This is a genomic window from Fusobacterium varium, from assembly GCA_021531615.1.
GTDB classification, from domain to species: Bacteria; Fusobacteriota; Fusobacteriia; order Fusobacteriales; family Fusobacteriaceae; genus Fusobacterium_A; species Fusobacterium_A varium_C.
Map to the genome: position 1 here is coordinate 1 of JADYUE010000013.1, position 16088 is coordinate 16088.

Consider the following 16088-nt stretch of genomic DNA (forward strand, 5'->3'; position numbering starts at 1 on the left):
TTTCTGCTGCCTCTCTAACTCTTCTATCTATTTCATCTTTTGGAGTTTTAGCCATTTTTAATCCAAAAGCCATATTATCATAAACTGTCATATGAGGATATAGTGCATAGTTTTGGAAAACCATTGCAATTCCTCTATCTTTTGGTGGAAGATCATTAACTAATTTGTCTCCTATCCAGATTTCCCCACCTGTAATCTCTTCAAGACCAGCTATCATTCTAAGGGTAGTTGACTTAGCACAACCAGAAGGTCCTACAAAAACCATAAATTCTCCATCCTTAATGTCTAAATCAATACCATGTACTGCTTTAAATCCATTTGGATATTGTTTTTCAACTTTTTTTAATATTACCTCTGCCATTTCTCCTCCAATTCATCTTTTTATCTTATAATTAATTTAGGATCTAATCCAATATTATAAACCTCTTCTAACTTAATATTCTTCTTTACCTTTTCCAGCAATAAATCTAAACCTTTTTCTACTAAATGTTCCATTGGTTGCTCTACACTTGAAATTTTTAAAACTTTTGAAATTATTGTGTTATCAAAAGCCACTAAGGTTTTACCCTCTAAAGAGATTCCTAGCTTTTCAGCTTCTTCTAAAAAAATAAATGCAATTGTATCACTTGAAAAAAAGAAAGCTTCACAATCTAAATTTATTTTTTTTACCTCTCTCTTTATAACCTTTCTTAAATCTTTTTCTAAACCAAAAGTAACGTTATCCTCTATATTATTAATTATTCTATCTGAATTTATCTCTTCTAAAAATCCTCTATATTTTTCAGATCTGTTTTCACCTATATATCCTACTTTAGTAAATTTTTTTTCTTTAAAATATTTTGCTACCTCTTTTCCTCCATTGGCTAAAACTGTATAAAAACTATCTACCCAATCTATATTCTCATTTAGCACAATAAAAGGAAATTTATTGTTTTTTAGAAACTTCAGATTTTTTAAAGATACTGGTGCACTTACTATTCCATCTACATGTCTCGTCATTAGTTCTTTAAAATGATATTTTTCAAGATCCTCATCATCTTCAGAGTTCATTACTATTACACTATACCCTCTTCTTCTAGCTTCTCTCTCTACAAATCCAACCATCTCTAAATAATATGGGTTATCAAATCCAGCTGATACAAATCCTAAAATCTTTGCACTTTCTCCTCTCATAATTTTTGCATTTATATCTGGAGAAAATTCATTTTCCTCTATACATTTTAAAACTCTTTCTCTAACCTCTTTTTTTACATTTGGATGATTACTCAATACTCTCGATACTGTTGATTGAGATACATTAGCTAAAATTCCAATATCTTTCATTGTTAACTTTTTCATTTTTTTCAACTTCCTTGTTTTGCATACGTATTCAACTTATTTAGAAAGTATCATATTTTTCTTAGTCAGTCAAGTTATTTTTAAAAAGATTACTTCTTTTTTAGTTGTTATAGTTTAAAATACATACACTTTATTTTAAATTTTTATGTAAAAATTATAAAATTTTTAGGTAAATAAGATAGTTTTGTTGATTTTCTTAATATTATTTTTCTTTAAAATAAAAGAAACTTTTTATTTTAATATATCTTATAAAAGTTTAATTTATTAACTTTTTTAGTTTCTGATAACTATTATAGTTAATAAAAAAACTACACCCTCTATCTTATCTCTAAGACTTTGGATGTAGTTTTTAATTCGCTATTTTAAATATATCAATTATTTTTTATTCTTGAATCTATTGTTGAACTTTAAATTCTATCTCTCCATTTTCTAGAACAACATCAACTTTATCTCTCTCTTTAATTTTATTTGATAAAATTAGTTTTGCAAGAGAAGTTTCCAATTGTTTTTGAATATATCTTCTAAGTGGTCTTGCTCCATATTGTGGATCATAAGCATTAGTTGCTAAATACTCAACAACTGGTTCGCTGAAGTTAAGTTGAATATATCTGTCTTTTAATTTTTCCTCTACAGATTTTAAAGATAGTCTTACTATATCTTTTATAGATGCTAAATCTAAAGCTTTAAATATAATTATCTCATCAACCCTGTTTAAAAATTCAGGTCTGAAATTAGCTTTTAATTGATCTAAAACTTTCTCTTTAGTTTCATCTTTAAGAGTAATATCTTTTAAAATAAGTTGACTACCAATATTTGAAGTCATAATTATAAGAGTATTTTTAAAGTCGATTATTCTTCCTTGTCCATCAGTTAATCTACCATCATCTAACACTTGTAATAAGATATTAAATACATCTGGATGAGCTTTTTCAATCTCGTCAAATAGTATTACTGAATAAGGTTTAGTTCTTACAGCCTCTGTAAGTTGTCCACCTTCTTCATAACCTACATATCCTGGAGGTGCACCAATTAATCTAGTAGTTGAGAATTTATCCATGTATTCACTCATATCTATTCTAATTACATTATCTTCATTGTCAAACATATTGTAAGCAAGAGTTTTTGCAAGATAAGTTTTACCTACCCCTGTAGGTCCAAGGAATATAAATGATCCCATAGGTCTATTTTTATCTTTAAGTCCAGCTCTTGATCTAATCATAGTATCAGCAACTGCTTTTACTGCCTCATCTTGTCCTTTTACTCTCTCTTTCAATGAGTTTTCAAGGTTAAGGATTTTCTCTTTTTCACTTTCAGCTAATTTAGCTACTGGAATACCTGTCCATTTTGAAACAATATCTGCTATCTCATCAGCTGTAACCTCTTGTTTTAAAAGTCCACTACTTCCATAAGTAGCATCAAGTTTAGCTTGTTGTTCTTTTATCTCTTTTTCAATAGATGCTAATTTTCCATATTTTAATTCTGAAAGTTTACTTAAATCGTAATTTCTTTCAGCTTGTTCCATTTCAAGTTTTACTTTTTCAGCTTCCTCTTTTAACTCTTTTACCTTTGTAATATCTCTCTTTTCAAGTTCCCATTGAGATTTTAAAAGAGATTTTTTAGAGTTAATTTCAGCTAATTCTTTTTCAAGAATTTCCAATCTATCTTTAGATCCTTGATCTGTTTCTTTTTTCAATGCTTCTTTTTCTATTTCTAACTGCATACTTTTTCTAGTAAGTTCATCTAGTTCAGCTGGCATTGAATCAATCTCTGTTCTTATCATAGCAGCAGCTTCATCAATTAAGTCAATAGCTTTATCTGGTAGTTGTCTATCAGCAATATATCTATTACTTAATGTTGCAGCTGATACAATAGCAGAGTCTGAAATTCTTACTCCATGATACATCTCAAATTTTTCTTTAAGTCCTCTTAAAATAGAGATAGTATCCTCAACAGTTGGTTCATCTACCATAACTATTTGGAATCTTCTTTCAAGAGCAGCATCTTTTTCAATATATTTTCTATACTCATCAATAGTTGTAGCACCAATTACTCTTACCTCTCCTCTTGCAAGCATAGGTTTTAATATATTTCCAGCATCCATTGCTCCATCAGTTTTACCTGCTCCTACTATTGTATGAATTTCATCAATAAATAGGATTATATTTCCATTTGAACTTTCAACTTCTTTTAGTACACCTTTTAATCTCTCTTCAAATTCTCCTCTAAATTTAGCTCCTGCAATTAAAGCTCCCATATCTAGAGAATATAGTTTTTTACCTTTTAATGATTCTGGAATATCACCATTTAATATTCTTTGAGCAAGTCCCTCAGCAATAGCAGTTTTACCTACCCCAGGTTCACCAATTAAAATAGGGTTATTTTTAGTTCTTCTTGAAATAATTTGAATTGTTCTCCTTATCTCACTATCTCTACCTATAATTGGGTCAATTTTACCTTTTCTAGCAAGTTCAACTAAATCTCTTGCATATTTTTCTAGAACTTCATATGTTGCTTCAGGATTTTGAGAATCAACTTTTTGATTTCCTCTAATCTCTTTTACTGCAGCTTCATATTTTTTTTCATCAATTCCAAGTTTTCTTAATAGTGGCATCTCTTTTATCAAAGCCCAGAATAGGTGTTCTACACTGATATAAGAGTCACCAAGTTTTTCCATAAGATTTTCTGCTTCAATAAGCACTCTATGAGTACTTTGATCTAAAGTTACATCTCCTAAATTATTTCCTTCAATTCTAGGAAATTTATTAACTTCGTTCTCTATCTGTCCTATTATATAGTTCAGATTAAGTTCAAGCTTTTCCATTATTCTTGGAATAAGCCCTTCACTATTTTTCAAGAGAGCAAGAGCCAAGAATTCAGGTTTTATACTTTGTTGTCTAAATTTCATTGCCAAAGCTTGTGCTTCACTTAAAGCAAGTAATGAATTTTCTGTAAATTTATTTTGATTCATAAAACCAAACCTCCTCCTCAATCGAATAACAATAACTAATTTGTAATGATAACTATTTTGTATATTCTGATTATAGAACACTTTTAATTTTTTGTCAACTATTTTCAAACATTTTTTGTAACTTTTTCAATCTATATTATTATTACTCCATTTTCGTTACTTTCCTTTTACAAAAAAAATATTTCTGTTTTTTATTCAACCAGATAATATTTAATAAAATATTGATTTATTTAAGAAAATATGAAATAATATTATTAAGGATAAAATAAAAGTATTATATTTAGTATGATACTAGGGAGGAAAAATATGGGATTATTTGATTTTTTTAAGAAAAAGAAAGAGGAAGAATGGTTTGAAATCTATTCACCATTAAATGGTAAAGTTATTGATCTAAGTGAAGTTCCTGATCCAGCTTTTGCTCAAAAAATGGTTGGAGATGGATGTGCTATTGACCCTGCTGAAGGTGCTGTATATGCTCCAGTAGCTGGGGAGATCACAATATTTGAAACTAACCATGCTACAAGCTTTGAAACTCCAAATGGGTTAGAAATGATTGTTCACTTTGGAATTGATACTGTATCTTTAAAAGGAGAGGGATTCAATAGAGTAGCTGAAGATGGAAGCAATGTTAGTGTTGGAGATAAACTTGTAGAGTATGATCTTGAACTTATAAAAAGTAAAGCTCCATCTGTAAAAACTCCTGTTATTATAAATAATATGGATGCTGTTGAAGAGATAGATGTAGTTGCAAAAGGTAAAGATGTAAAAGTTGGAGACCTTATTATGAGAGTTAAATTAAAAAAATAAATTGAGTTTTTAAGTGGTTATTTGAATATAATAACCACTTTTTATATTAAAAATTTCTTGCAATGTAGATAAAAAAAGTATAAAATAAATTTATAAAATAAAAAAGATTTTATAAAATTTTTTAGTATAATATAAATGAGGTAGGGAAAAGAATGAAATTAAATGAGATAAAAACAGCTGAAGAACTTATGAGAGCAAGATATCATGCTTATGAAACATGTGATATGGAGTTTATAAAAGAGAGCCATGATCCTGATAATACTGAAGGTATTGATTGGGCAGAGTGTGAAAAATGGGCTAGAGAATCTCAATGGTTAGGTCTTGAAATAATTTCTACTACTAAAGGTGGAGAAGATGATAAAGATGGAATTGTAGAATTTAAAGCTACTTATATTGAAAATGGAAAAACAATAGTCCACCATGAAAGAAGTTATTTTGTTAAGAAAAATGGAGTTTGGTTTTATCAAAAATGGTTGCCTATAACTTCTACAAGAATAAATGAAAACAAAGTTGGAAGAAATGATCCTTGTCCTTGTGGAAGTGGTAAAAAATATAAAAAATGTTGTGGTAAATAAAAATTTATTCTCAACATAAAAGGAGGATTTTAAATGAAAAAAATATTGTTTGGTTTATTTGGAATCTTATCAACAATGGCATTTGCTGGAGATTTTGATAGAGAGGAAGCTATTTTAACAAGTGAACTGTATAAAAATTTTCCTGTGTTAGAACAAAATAAGAAAATAAACGTAAAAGAGATAGAGGTAGATATTGAACATGACAAGGCTGTAGAAGTGGATGTTGAATTTGCTATGGGTTCTGAAGTCAATACTGCTAACTATGATGAGTATGCTAAAAAAATAAGTAATGAAATTGACAAAGCTATCAGTTCTAATTTAGGAAATGGATATAAGTTAATAAAACTTGAACTTGATACTTCTGGAATTAAAAATGATAAAAAAACATATAGATACTAATATTAAAAAGCTCTTTAGAAATAAAGAGCTTTTTATTTTTGTATTTACTCAGTTATCTGGTTACACAAAAAATAAAAAAACTCCTATTTTAAGGAGTTAAATTCATTATAAGTGGCTGGGCTGGCTGGATTCGAACCAGCGCATGACGGAGTCAAAGTCCGTTGCCTTACCGCTTGGCGACAGCCCAACAATAATGGTCGGAATAGCAAGATTCGAACTTGCGGCCCTCTGCTCCCAAGGCAGATGCGCTACCGGACTGCGCTATATTCCGACTTTTCTTGACAAAAATTATAATACCATATTTTCTAAAATAAGTCAATATATTTTTAAAAAAAATTCAAAAAAAATTAAATTTATATAATTTTTTAATTTACTTCAATAATATGTTTATTTTTATTTATATAAATGGTATACTTATAAATAAAGTGCTAAAAAATAATTACAGGAGGAGAATATGAAGTTTAAAGCTATTGTTTGTGATTTAGATGGAACTCTTTTAAATCCAGAACATACAATATCTAAAAATACAATTGATACTATTAAAAAAATCACAGCTCAAGGAGTTAAGTTTTTTATAGCCACAGGGAGACACCATACTGATGCTCTAAAGTTTAAAGATATGTTAGGGTTAAAATCTTACTTAATAAGCTCTAATGGAGCTAGAATTCATGATGAAAAGAACAATATAATTTTTAAAGATGATATTTCTAAAGAGCTAAGTGAAGAGATTTTTAATACTGAAATTGATCCTGAAATTCATAAAGATGTATATTTAGAAGATAATTGGTATTTAGAGATTCCTTTAGAAGAAGCCCATGATTATCACAAAGAATCTGGCTTTACATATACAGTTACAAATTTTTCTAAACTACATGGAAAAGAGATAATAAAATTTTTCTATATTCATAATGATGAAAAAAAGATAAGTAAATTAGAAAAAGAATTAATAGAAAAATTTGGAGATAGAACTAATGTAACACTTTCACTACCTATTTGTTTAGAGGTTATGAATAAAGATGTCTCAAAAGGACATGCTATTACAAATGTACTAATGCCTCAATTAGGGCTAAAAAAAGAGGAGATTATCGCCTTTGGTGATGGTTTAAATGACTATGAGATGTTAAAAAGTGTAGGTGAAGGAGTTTTAATGGGAAATTGCAATCCTAGATTAAAAGAGCTTTTACCAAATAATAAAATAGCAAAACCAAATAGTGAAGATGGAGTGGCAGAGTATTTAAAAAAGATTTTTTTATAATTTAAAACAAGGGGAGATACATTATGAAAAAAAGAAATCTAGCAAGAGCATTCAAAGGGGCATTTAAAGAAACTATACCTATTCTCTTTGGGTATATTTCCGTAGGTATGGCTTTTGGTTTGTTGTGTGAAAAAGCAGGTTATAATTTTATTTGGGCTTTCTTTATAAGCTTGTTTTTATTTTCAGGCTCTATGCAATTTGTTCTTCTTAACCTTTTAACAGGTGGGGCTGGAATAATTGAAACTATAGTAACTACTTTAATAGTTAACGCAAGATACTCTTTATATGGTATATCTTTTATAGATTTCTTTAAAAAAATGAGAAAAGTAAGACCATATATGATTCATATTCTTACTGATGAGGTTTATGCTGTTATGTGTTCAGCAAAAACCCCATTAGGAGTAAACAGAAAGCAATTTTTCCTTGCAATTGGAATTTTATGTCATAGTTATTGGGTAATAGGTTGTGTTTTAGGTGCTTTGTTAGGTTCTTTAATAAAGTTCAATAGTCAAGGAATGGAATTTGCTATGACTGCTCTCTTTATTGTTATTTTTGTTGATCAATTCCTTACTTTCTCAACTAAAATACCTAATATCTTAGGAATAGTAATAGGAGCTGTATCTCTTTTAATTTTCGGACCTAAAAATATGCTTATTCCTTCTATTTTTATGATAATAATAGTTTTAATTCTTTTAAAAACTAAATTGGAAAAAGATATGGAACAAAATAAAAATAAGGGGGTAAAATAGTATGAAGATTAATTTTTGGTATTCTTTAAGTATAATATTAGCAGTTGGAGTGACTTCATATTTTTTAAGAGCCTTTCCTTTTATTGTTTTAAGTAAGAGAAATAAAACTATTGAAAATTTTATGATGTATTTAGGTAAAGTTCTTCCACCTGCTGTTATAGGAATTTTAATCATATTTTGTTTAAAAGATATTAAATTTACAGTTGCTCCCTATGGAACTCCTGAATTTTTAGCTGTTATTATGGTTGTTGTTCTCCATGTTTGGAAAAGACAAACTCTTATGAGTATTCTTGGGGGAACAGTTTTTTACATGATACTACTTCAAAAAGTTTTTATTTGATAATTATAAGAATAGGACTATATAAATTCTTAATTAGAATTTATTAGCCCTATTTTTTTATTAATTAATAAAATAGAATACCATAATAGCAGCAAGAATATAAAGTCCTATACCAACCTCTTTATATTTTCCAGCCCCAACTTTAACTATAACATATGAAATAATTCCAGCTCCAACTCCATTAGAGATACTATTAGTAAAAGCTGTTGCAACTACCATGAAAAATACTGGGAATGACTCAGTAAAATTATCATACTCTATATTTTTTAATCCACTTAACATCAATATTCCCATTATAATAAGTGCAGGTGCTGTTGCAGCTGCTGGAACCATTAAAGCTAATGGACTTAAAAACAGACTTATAAAAAAGAAGATACTTGTAAATACAGCAGTAAGTCCTGTTCTTCCCCCTGCTCCTACCCCAGCAGCAGATTCTACAAATGTAGTTATTGTAGTAGTTCCACATAAAGCTCCAACTACTGTTCCTAGAGCATCTACAAGGAAAGGTTTTTGAATATTTGGTAAATCTCCATTTTCATCAAGAAGTCCAGCTTTTTCAGATACTCCTAATAACGTTCCCAATGTTGAGAAGAAATCTCCAACAAAGAAAACAAATAGTATAGGTAAAACTTTTATACTTAAAATATTAGAAAAATCTAGTTTAAATGCTATCTCCCCTATTCCTGTTGGAAGAGCAATAAAGCTTTCAGGTATCTTAGTTATTCCAAGAGGGATTCCAATAATTGTAGCTGCAATTATCCCCAATAACATATCACACTTAACTTTTCTAGCTATAAGTATAGCTGTTATAAATATTCCAAAAATAGCTGTAATAGCAGCAGGATTTTTAATATCTCCTATTGCAATAGAACCATTTGCCACTTTCATAAGGCTACCATTTTTAAATCCAAGTTCAATAAGAAATATTCCTACTGTTGCTCCTATTCCTAACTTTAAACTTTTTGGTAAAAACTTTACAATTACCTCTCTAATTCCAAATACAGACATTAAAACAAATATTATACCTGACACAAAGTTCATAGCTAAACCTTGTTGCCAAGTAACAGCTCCACTTCCTACTAATGTCATAGCTAAAAAGGCATTACTTCCCATAGCTGGTGCTAAAGCAAAAGGAAGTTTAGCATAAAGCCCCATAAATAATGTAAATATAGCTGACATTAGAGCTGTTACAGTAAATACCTCTTTCATTGGCATTCCTGCATTTTTCATAATTAGAGGATGAACTATCAATATATATGACATTGTCATAAATGTAGCCAATCCTCCACCAAATTCAACTTTGATGTTGCTTTTTCTCTCTGATAGACAAAAATATCTATCTAGAAAGCTTTTCTCTTTGTTCTGCATCTTTTTCTTTTCCTCCTAATAATATTAAAATTGTTTAATAATCTTTTGATTTATTACATCTATAAGTCCTATATCACTCATTTTTACCTCTGGTATAACTATTAGAGCAAGAGTACTAGGTCTTGTAATAGGACTAGCAGTTTCAATACCATATTGTTTAAGAAGATTATTCATTCTGAAAATATCCTTACTTAACTCTTGAGCAGATTTTTTAGAAAGCATTCCAGCTATTGGGAATAGAACTTCATCTACAACTTTACTATCCTCTACTACTACAACTCCACCACCAATCTCTGCTATTCTTTTTGAAACAGCTACTGCATCTTTAGCATTATTAAATATAATAGTCATATTGTGTGAATCATGTGAATAAGTTGTTCCCACTGCTCCTTTAGCTAAATAGAAATTCTCTACAACAGCAAGAGCAATATTATCATTATCTGGATATCTATTTAAAATTGCAACAAAGTTAAGTTCTGTTCCTTCAAGCTCAATATATCCATTCTTTACTGGAACTGTAAACAGTTTTTTTCTTGTTACAGATCTACTTCTGCTTAGATACTCCATTCCTACAATTTCCATAGTTCCATTATCAATAGGAGCTTTAATTTTAAAATCTTCCTCAGTAAAGTCTTTAATTGTTACACTATTATAGTTTTCCAACTCAAGAGTAGGTTTAGGAATAGAAACAACCATCTCATCATTTTCAGCTACTAATTTTCCTTTGTAAAATACTTTTTCAACATTATAATCTTGAAGATTGTCAAAAATTACCATATCAGCAAAATATCCTGGTGCTATTCCACCAATTTTCTCTAAATGATAAGCTTGAGCTGCATTAAGTGTCACTGCTCTAATAGCTTCTATTGGATCAAGTCCAGCTTTTACAGCTATTCTCACACAATCATTTATATGTCCTTTCTCAAGAATGTCTTTTGGTTCTCTATCATCTGTACAAAGAGTAAAGTTTCTTGGAGATTTAAATCCCTTTATATTTTCAACAATAGATGTTATATTCTTCGATAGTGAACTTTCTCTAGCATCTACTATCATCCCTTTTCTTATCTTCTCTTTAGCATGAACCCCATCTCTTACCTCGTGACAAGATACAGGTCCTCCACATAAATATGCTGATAGATCTGAACCTACAACCTCTGGAGCATGTCCTTGAAGAAATTTATCTTTTTGATAAGCTACATCAATTATATCTTCCATTCTCTTATCTGAATTGATAACTCCTACAAAATCCATTACCTCTCCAAGCCCAAGAACTCTATCTTTGTCCAACATCTTATCAATTATATCAGCATCAAACTCTGCCCCTGTTGTTTCTAAACCAACAACTGATGGAACACAAGATGGAATTAGAAAGTATTGATTCATTGGTAAATTTTCTGAAGCTTCCAACATATAATCTACTCCCTTTTCTCCCAAAGCATTTCCTATCTCATGGGGATCAGCTATTATAGTTGTAGTTCCTTTTGGTATAACTGCCTCAGCAAAGTGATATGGAGTAAGGTGACTACTCTCTATATGAAGATGAGAATCAATAAAGCCTGGTGCAAGATATTTTCCTTTTATATCAATAATTTTTTCAGCTGGCTTCATTGTATCTCTTTCACACTCTACAACATCTGCTATATATTCATTATAAATATATATATTAGCTAAGTAGATTTCTCCAGAAAAAACATTTATTAAATTAGCATTTTCAATTTTCAGTGTAGCTTCTCTCTTTCCTAAAGCAACTTCTATAAGTTTTCTTCTCTCTATCTTATCCATAATATTCCCCCTTATTATTTTAGTGTATTTTTAAAAACATATTATATATTAAAATAGAAAAAAGGTAAATAATTTTATAAAAAAACTGTACTTAAAAATTTTAAGTACAGTTAATTTCATGTTATTCTCCTATTTTTTTAGGTTGTAGCCACTCTGATTTTTTCCCCATTTGATAGTTTTTTATAAACTCATCTTTATACTCTTTGAAGTTTCCATCAATAATTGCTTTTCTAGCATTTTTCATAAGTTTTAATAGGAAATAAAGATTGTGATATGTAGCTAATCTTTGCCCTAAAATCTCCTCTGCTTTAAATAGATGTCTTATATACCCTCTTGTATAGTTTCTACATACATAGCAGTCACATCCCTCATCAAGAGGTCTATCATCTTCAGCATAAGCAGCATTTTTTATAACCAGTCTACCATATTTTGTAAATACTGTTCCATGTCTACCTATTCTACTAGGTTGTACACAGTCCATCATATCTATTCCAGCTTCAACAGCCTCTAACATATCCAATGGTTCTCCTACTCCCATAAGATATCTAGGTTTATTCTCTGGGCATTTCTCTACAATATGATGCAATATTCTATACATATCTTCACGAGGCTCTCCAACTGCTAACCCTCCTATTGCATATCCAGAGAAACTTTCATCCATAGTCATAAGCTCATTTAAACTCTTATCTCTTAGATCTTCATATATTCCACCTTGAACTATAGCAAATAATCCTTGTTCATCAGGTCTCTTATGAGCTTCTATACATCTTTTAGCCCATCTTGTTGTTCTCTCTATTGACGGTATCATATACTCTCTTGTAGAAAGTCCTGGTGGGCATTCATCAAATAGCATAACTATATCAGAGCCTAAATTATTTTGAATACTGATAGATTTTTCAGGAGAAAGGAAATGTTTAGAACCATCTATATGAGAACTAAATTTTACTCCCTCCTCAGTTATCTTTCTTAAAGCTCCTAAACTAAATACTTGGAAACCTCCACTATCTGTTAAAATAGGTTTGTTCCAATTCATAAATTTATGAAGTCCACCAAATTTTGCTATCAACTCATCACTAGGTCTCAAATAAAGGTGGTATGTATTTCCTAAGATTATTTCAGAACCTATAGTTTCTAACTCCTCTGGTGTCATTGTTTTTACAGTAGCTTGTGTTCCTACAGGCATAAATACAGGTGTTTCAATTACTCCATGTGGAGTTGTTATTCTTCCTGCTCTAGCTTTTCCCTGTTTAACTTCTAGCTCATATGTTACAGGTAATTTTTTTGTCATATATTCTCCTATCTTTTTATTTTATCTATCTACTGAAATTACATTTTTTAATTTTAATAGGTTGTTCAATAGATATTTATATTCACTCTTATCACTTATCTCAATAGTAAGTTTTAGATTTATATATTTATCTCCGTTTTTTGTTATCTCATTTGAATTAACAGAGACTAAATTTATCTTATGATTTGCTATTACATTCATTAGATCTAATAAAATATTTGGTCTATCATAAACAAGAACATTAAAAGTAAACTTATATTTATTAAGTTTTTTAGCTATCAAGCTTTTATCCCAAGCAACAGCTATCTCTCTTGTAGGGTCGTGAGCTATCATATTTTGAACATTTTTACAATCTTTTCTATGAACTGTTATTCCTGTTAATTTTGTAACATATCCTGTTATCTCATCCCCAGGAAGAGGAGTACAACATCTCGCAAATCTAATTAAAGTATTATTTACTCCATCTATAACTATTCCATAATCATTTTTACCAGCTGAACTTTTTTCCTTCTCTTTTTTCTTCTCCATAAGTTCATCTATGTTTATATTTGAAATAGCTCTCTCTTTTTCAATTCTTGTTCTTAATTTTTTAATAATAACATCTATCTTACTTCTCTTTTCTCCCACATGGAAATAAAATTCATCTAAATTATTGATATTATTCTTTTCCATATGTTTCTTTATAATTGGATCTTCTTCCATCTCTTTAAGAGAGATTCCCAATTTTCCTAACTCTCTTTCAAGATTTTCTCTTCCAATTTTTATTGTTTCTTCCATTATAGAGTCTTTTAAAAGTTTTCTAATCTTACTTTTAGCTCCATGAGTAACTACTATATCTAACCAATCTTTTGCTGGTCCTTTTGAGTTTTTAGCAGTTATAATCTCAACTCTATCTCCATTTTGAAGTTTATAATCCAAAGTAACAATTTTTCCATTTACCTTAGCTCCTACACATTTACACCCTATTTGAGTATGAATAGCAAAAGCAAAGTCAAGAGGTGTCGCTCCCTGTGGTAACTCTAAAATATCCCCTTTTGGTGAGAAAACAAATACTGTTTCATTCATTATATCTTCAGTTACACTTTTTATAAAGTCCTGTGTATCCTCAGCCTCATTTTGAAGCTCAAGTATATTTCTAAGCCAACCATAGATTTGATCGCCCTTTGTTACCTTTGTTTTTTCCTTATAACTCCAATGTGCTGCTACCCCTTCTTCAGCAACCTTGTCCATCTCTTCAGTTCTAATTTGAATTTCAATAAATTTACCTTGTGGTCCTACAATTGTAGTGTGAATTGATTGATAGTTATTTGATTTAGGAACTGCTATATAATCTTTAAATCTTCCTGGAACTGGTCTAAAGTGGCTATGAATAACTCCCAAAGTATTATAACATTCAGCCTCTGTATCTACAATTATTCTTATCCCCATTAAATCATAGATATCATCAAACTCTTTTCCCTTTTCATACATCTTTTTATATATACTATAAAAATGTTTAAATCTTCCTTTAACATTTCCCTTGATACCAGTATCATGAAGAAGTTTTACTATTGTTTTTATAAAACTTTCTATATACTCACTTCTCTCAGCTCTTTTACTATCTATTAAACTTTTTATATGTGTATACTCATCTGGCTTCAGATATCTTAAACATAGATCTTCAAGCTCCCATTTTATTTTGGCTATCCCTAATCTATGAGCAAGAGGTGCATATATATCAAGGGTTTCTTGAGATATAGAGATTTGCTTCTCTGGTTTCATATACTTCATTGTTCTCATATTATGAAGTCTATCTGCTAGTTTTATAATGATAACTCTCAAGTTTTGAGCCATAGCAAGAATCATCTTTCTAATATTTTCATCTTGCTTTTTTGTTCCATTTGGCAGATTTTTCAATTTTGTAACTCCATCTACAAGAGTTGCTACTGTATCTCCAAAATTATATTTAATATCTGCTAAAGTTATCATTGTATCTTCAACTATATCATGTAAAATACCAGCTACTATGGTATCTGTATCCATTTTCATATCAATGAGGATTTTTGTAACTTCTACTGGGTGCATAATATAATCTTCTCCAGATTTTCTGTATTGTCCCTCATGACACTCTTCTGCAAAACATAGAGCTAATTTTATTTTTTCAAGATCTACTTTTAAATTGTTCTTATTTATCTGATTTACAATTTCTTCCCAATAGTTCATAAAATTTCCTCTTTTCCTTATTAAATTTTTAACAAAAGGCGACATCTCTGCCGCCTTTAATCTTTAGTATTTCATTAAAGCCAAAACAGGATAGTTTTTTAATTTTTCTATTCCTTTTAATTCTTCAAGTTCAATTAAAAATCCTAGCCCTGCAACAACTCCACCTAAAGCTTCAACTAATTTTATTACAGCTTCAATAGTTCCCCCTGTTGCTAAAAGATCATCAACTATCAATACTCTTTGTCCTGGCTTTATAGCATCTTTATGCATAGCTAAAACATTTGAACCATATTCTAAATCATATGAATACTCTATTACTTCTCTTGGTAATTTTCCAGGTTTTCTAACTGGAACAAAACCTACTCCTAATTCTGTTGCTACTGGACATCCAAAAAGAAACCCTCTAGCTTCTGGTCCTACTACAACATCTATTTCTTTCTCTTTTGCAAATTCAACTAATCTATTTATAGTTTCTTTATATGCCTTTCCATCTTGCATTAAAGGAGTTATATCTCTAAAGATTATTCCCTCTTTTGGAAAATTTTCTATTGATTTTACATAATTCTTTAAATTCATTCTATCTCCCCTTAATTTCTAAATTTCTTCTTTATGTAATAACATTCTCTTTAATTTTAAAATATCGTCATCTTTTATATCTGAAATCTTTTCTAAATACTCTCTGCTTTTTTCAAGATCTCCCTTTGAATAATATAGATTTACTAAGTTTTTTACCACATCTTTATCACTAGGATCTAATTTATAAGCTTCTTCATAAAAATCAATAGCTGAATTTACATCTCCTAATTCATAGGATAAAAAGGCTATCTCTTTTATAACTACTATATTTTTTGAGTTTATCTCATAAGCTTTTTTATACTCTTTTAAAGCATCTTTTTTCTTTCCCTTTTGATAGAGATTTATCCCTTTAATAAAACTATATTTTTCCTCTTTTGAATTAGAGTTTGAACAACCTACACAAAATATTAAACATAATATTAGTAAGATTTTTATCATTAC

15 protein-coding genes and 2 tRNA genes are annotated in these 16088 nt (G+C 29.5%); 6 read left to right on the plus strand and 11 right to left on the minus strand.

Going from position 1 to position 16088, the window contains the following annotated elements; genetic code table 11:
• From I6E31_06050 to clpB, 3 genes are all read right to left on the minus strand, one after another.
• Window positions 1-361, minus strand: a 361-nt coding sequence (locus I6E31_06050; protein ID MCF2639537.1) for an ATP-binding cassette domain-containing protein, incomplete at its 3' end; no start/stop codon positions are given.
• A 20-nt stretch (window positions 362-381) separates the two neighbouring features.
• Window positions 382-1338, minus strand: a complete 957-nt coding sequence (locus I6E31_06055) for a LacI family DNA-binding transcriptional regulator (GenBank protein MCF2639538.1) — start codon at window positions 1336-1338, stop codon at window positions 382-384.
• A 394-nt stretch (window positions 1339-1732) separates the two neighbouring features.
• On the minus strand, window positions 1733-4306 hold the full coding sequence (clpB, locus tag I6E31_06060) for an ATP-dependent chaperone ClpB (GenBank protein MCF2639539.1): 2574 nt from the start codon (window positions 4304-4306) through the stop codon (window positions 1733-1735).
• Between the two features lie 306 nt (window positions 4307-4612).
• Here clpB and I6E31_06065 point away from each other — a divergent pair, with 306 nt between their 5' ends.
• From I6E31_06065 to I6E31_06075, 3 genes are all read left to right on the plus strand, one after another.
• The gene (locus I6E31_06065) at window positions 4613-5113 is read left to right on the plus strand and encodes a PTS glucose transporter subunit IIA (GenBank protein MCF2639540.1); all 501 of its coding nucleotides are present in this window, start codon (window positions 4613-4615) and stop codon (window positions 5111-5113) included.
• A gap of 152 nt (window positions 5114-5265) precedes the next feature.
• On the plus strand, window positions 5266-5688 hold the full coding sequence (locus I6E31_06070; protein MCF2639541.1) for an SEC-C domain-containing protein: 423 nt from the start codon (window positions 5266-5268) through the stop codon (window positions 5686-5688).
• Window positions 5689-5721: 33 nt separating this feature from the next.
• On the plus strand, window positions 5722-6087 hold the full coding sequence (locus I6E31_06075; protein ID MCF2639542.1) for a hypothetical protein: 366 nt from the start codon (window positions 5722-5724) through the stop codon (window positions 6085-6087).
• Between the two features lie 112 nt (window positions 6088-6199).
• Here I6E31_06075 and I6E31_06080 read toward each other — a convergent pair.
• Together I6E31_06080 and I6E31_06085 are read right to left on the minus strand one after the other, a co-directional pair.
• Window positions 6200-6274: transfer RNA gene (locus I6E31_06080), tRNA-Gln, on the minus strand.
• Window positions 6275-6281: 7 nt separating this feature from the next.
• Window positions 6282-6358: transfer RNA gene (locus I6E31_06085), tRNA-Pro, on the minus strand.
• Window positions 6359-6541: 183 nt separating this feature from the next.
• On the opposite strand from I6E31_06085, the gene I6E31_06090 reads away from it, so the two are divergent.
• From I6E31_06090 to I6E31_06100, 3 genes are read left to right on the plus strand one after another with little or no spacing between them, the layout of a single operon-like run.
• Window positions 6542-7342 (plus strand): Cof-type HAD-IIB family hydrolase, encoded by an 801-nt coding sequence (locus tag I6E31_06090; protein ID MCF2639543.1) that lies wholly within the window; start codon window positions 6542-6544, stop codon window positions 7340-7342.
• 23 nt (window positions 7343-7365) lie between these two features.
• Window positions 7366-8091: an AzlC family ABC transporter permease gene (locus I6E31_06095; protein ID MCF2639544.1), complete on the plus strand. Its 726-nt coding sequence runs from the start codon at window positions 7366-7368 to the stop codon at window positions 8089-8091.
• A gap of 1 nt (window position 8092) precedes the next feature.
• Window positions 8093-8431 (plus strand): AzlD domain-containing protein, encoded by a 339-nt coding sequence (locus I6E31_06100; GenBank protein MCF2639545.1) that lies wholly within the window; start codon window positions 8093-8095, stop codon window positions 8429-8431.
• A gap of 60 nt (window positions 8432-8491) precedes the next feature.
• Here the strand turns inward: I6E31_06100 and I6E31_06105 are convergent, their stop codons facing one another.
• The 6 genes from I6E31_06105 to I6E31_06130 form a co-directional block, all read right to left on the minus strand.
• Window positions 8492-9799: an NCS2 family permease gene (locus I6E31_06105; protein ID MCF2639546.1), complete on the minus strand. Its 1308-nt coding sequence runs from the start codon at window positions 9797-9799 to the stop codon at window positions 8492-8494.
• A gap of 24 nt (window positions 9800-9823) precedes the next feature.
• Entirely contained in the window at window positions 9824-11581 is a 1758-nt protein-coding gene (gene ade / locus I6E31_06110; protein MCF2639547.1) for an adenine deaminase, read from the minus strand.
• A gap of 121 nt (window positions 11582-11702) precedes the next feature.
• A complete protein-coding gene (gene tgt / locus I6E31_06115) occupies window positions 11703-12869 on the minus strand; it encodes a tRNA guanosine(34) transglycosylase Tgt (protein ID MCF2639548.1) in 1167 nt (388 codons plus the stop codon).
• A 21-nt stretch (window positions 12870-12890) separates the two neighbouring features.
• Window positions 12891-15071, minus strand: coding sequence for a bifunctional (p)ppGpp synthetase/guanosine-3',5'-bis(diphosphate) 3'-pyrophosphohydrolase (locus I6E31_06120; protein MCF2639549.1), 2181 nt, complete (start codon window positions 15069-15071; stop codon window positions 12891-12893).
• A 63-nt stretch (window positions 15072-15134) separates the two neighbouring features.
• Window positions 15135-15647: an adenine phosphoribosyltransferase gene (locus I6E31_06125; protein MCF2639550.1), complete on the minus strand. Its 513-nt coding sequence runs from the start codon at window positions 15645-15647 to the stop codon at window positions 15135-15137.
• A gap of 18 nt (window positions 15648-15665) precedes the next feature.
• Window positions 15666-16085, minus strand: a complete 420-nt coding sequence (locus I6E31_06130) for a tetratricopeptide repeat protein (protein ID MCF2639551.1) — start codon at window positions 16083-16085, stop codon at window positions 15666-15668.
• Window positions 16086-16088: the final 3 nt, after the last annotated feature.

Bases quoted from the DNA above. Each gene is read 5' to 3' on its own strand.
- I6E31_06120 (MCF2639549.1), bottom strand. From the start codon at position 15,071: ATGAACTATTGGGAAGAAATTGTAAATCAGATAAATAAGAACAATTTA.
- I6E31_06130 (MCF2639551.1), bottom strand. From the start codon at position 16,085: ATGATAAAAATCTTACTAATATTATGTTTAATATTTTGTGTAGGTTGT.
- I6E31_06070 (MCF2639541.1), top strand. From the start codon at position 5,266: ATGAAATTAAATGAGATAAAAACAGCTGAAGAACTTATGAGAGCAAGA.
- clpB (MCF2639539.1), bottom strand. From the start codon at position 4,306: ATGAATCAAAATAAATTTACAGAAAATTCATTACTTGCTTTAAGTGAA.
- ade (MCF2639547.1), bottom strand. From the start codon at position 11,581: ATGGATAAGATAGAGAGAAGAAAACTTATAGAAGTTGCTTTAGGAAAG.
- I6E31_06125 (MCF2639550.1), bottom strand. From the start codon at position 15,647: ATGAATTTAAAGAATTATGTAAAATCAATAGAAAATTTTCCAAAAGAG.
- tgt (MCF2639548.1), bottom strand. From the start codon at position 12,869: ATGACAAAAAAATTACCTGTAACATATGAGCTAGAAGTTAAACAGGGA.
- I6E31_06055 (MCF2639538.1), bottom strand. From the start codon at position 1,338: ATGAAAAAGTTAACAATGAAAGATATTGGAATTTTAGCTAATGTATCT.
- I6E31_06065 (MCF2639540.1), top strand. From the start codon at position 4,613: ATGGGATTATTTGATTTTTTTAAGAAAAAGAAAGAGGAAGAATGGTTT.
- I6E31_06095 (MCF2639544.1), top strand. From the start codon at position 7,366: ATGAAAAAAAGAAATCTAGCAAGAGCATTCAAAGGGGCATTTAAAGAA.
- I6E31_06105 (MCF2639546.1), bottom strand. From the start codon at position 9,799: ATGCAGAACAAAGAGAAAAGCTTTCTAGATAGATATTTTTGTCTATCA.
- I6E31_06100 (MCF2639545.1), top strand. From the start codon at position 8,093: ATGAAGATTAATTTTTGGTATTCTTTAAGTATAATATTAGCAGTTGGA.
- I6E31_06075 (MCF2639542.1), top strand. From the start codon at position 5,722: ATGAAAAAAATATTGTTTGGTTTATTTGGAATCTTATCAACAATGGCA.
- I6E31_06090 (MCF2639543.1), top strand. From the start codon at position 6,542: ATGAAGTTTAAAGCTATTGTTTGTGATTTAGATGGAACTCTTTTAAAT.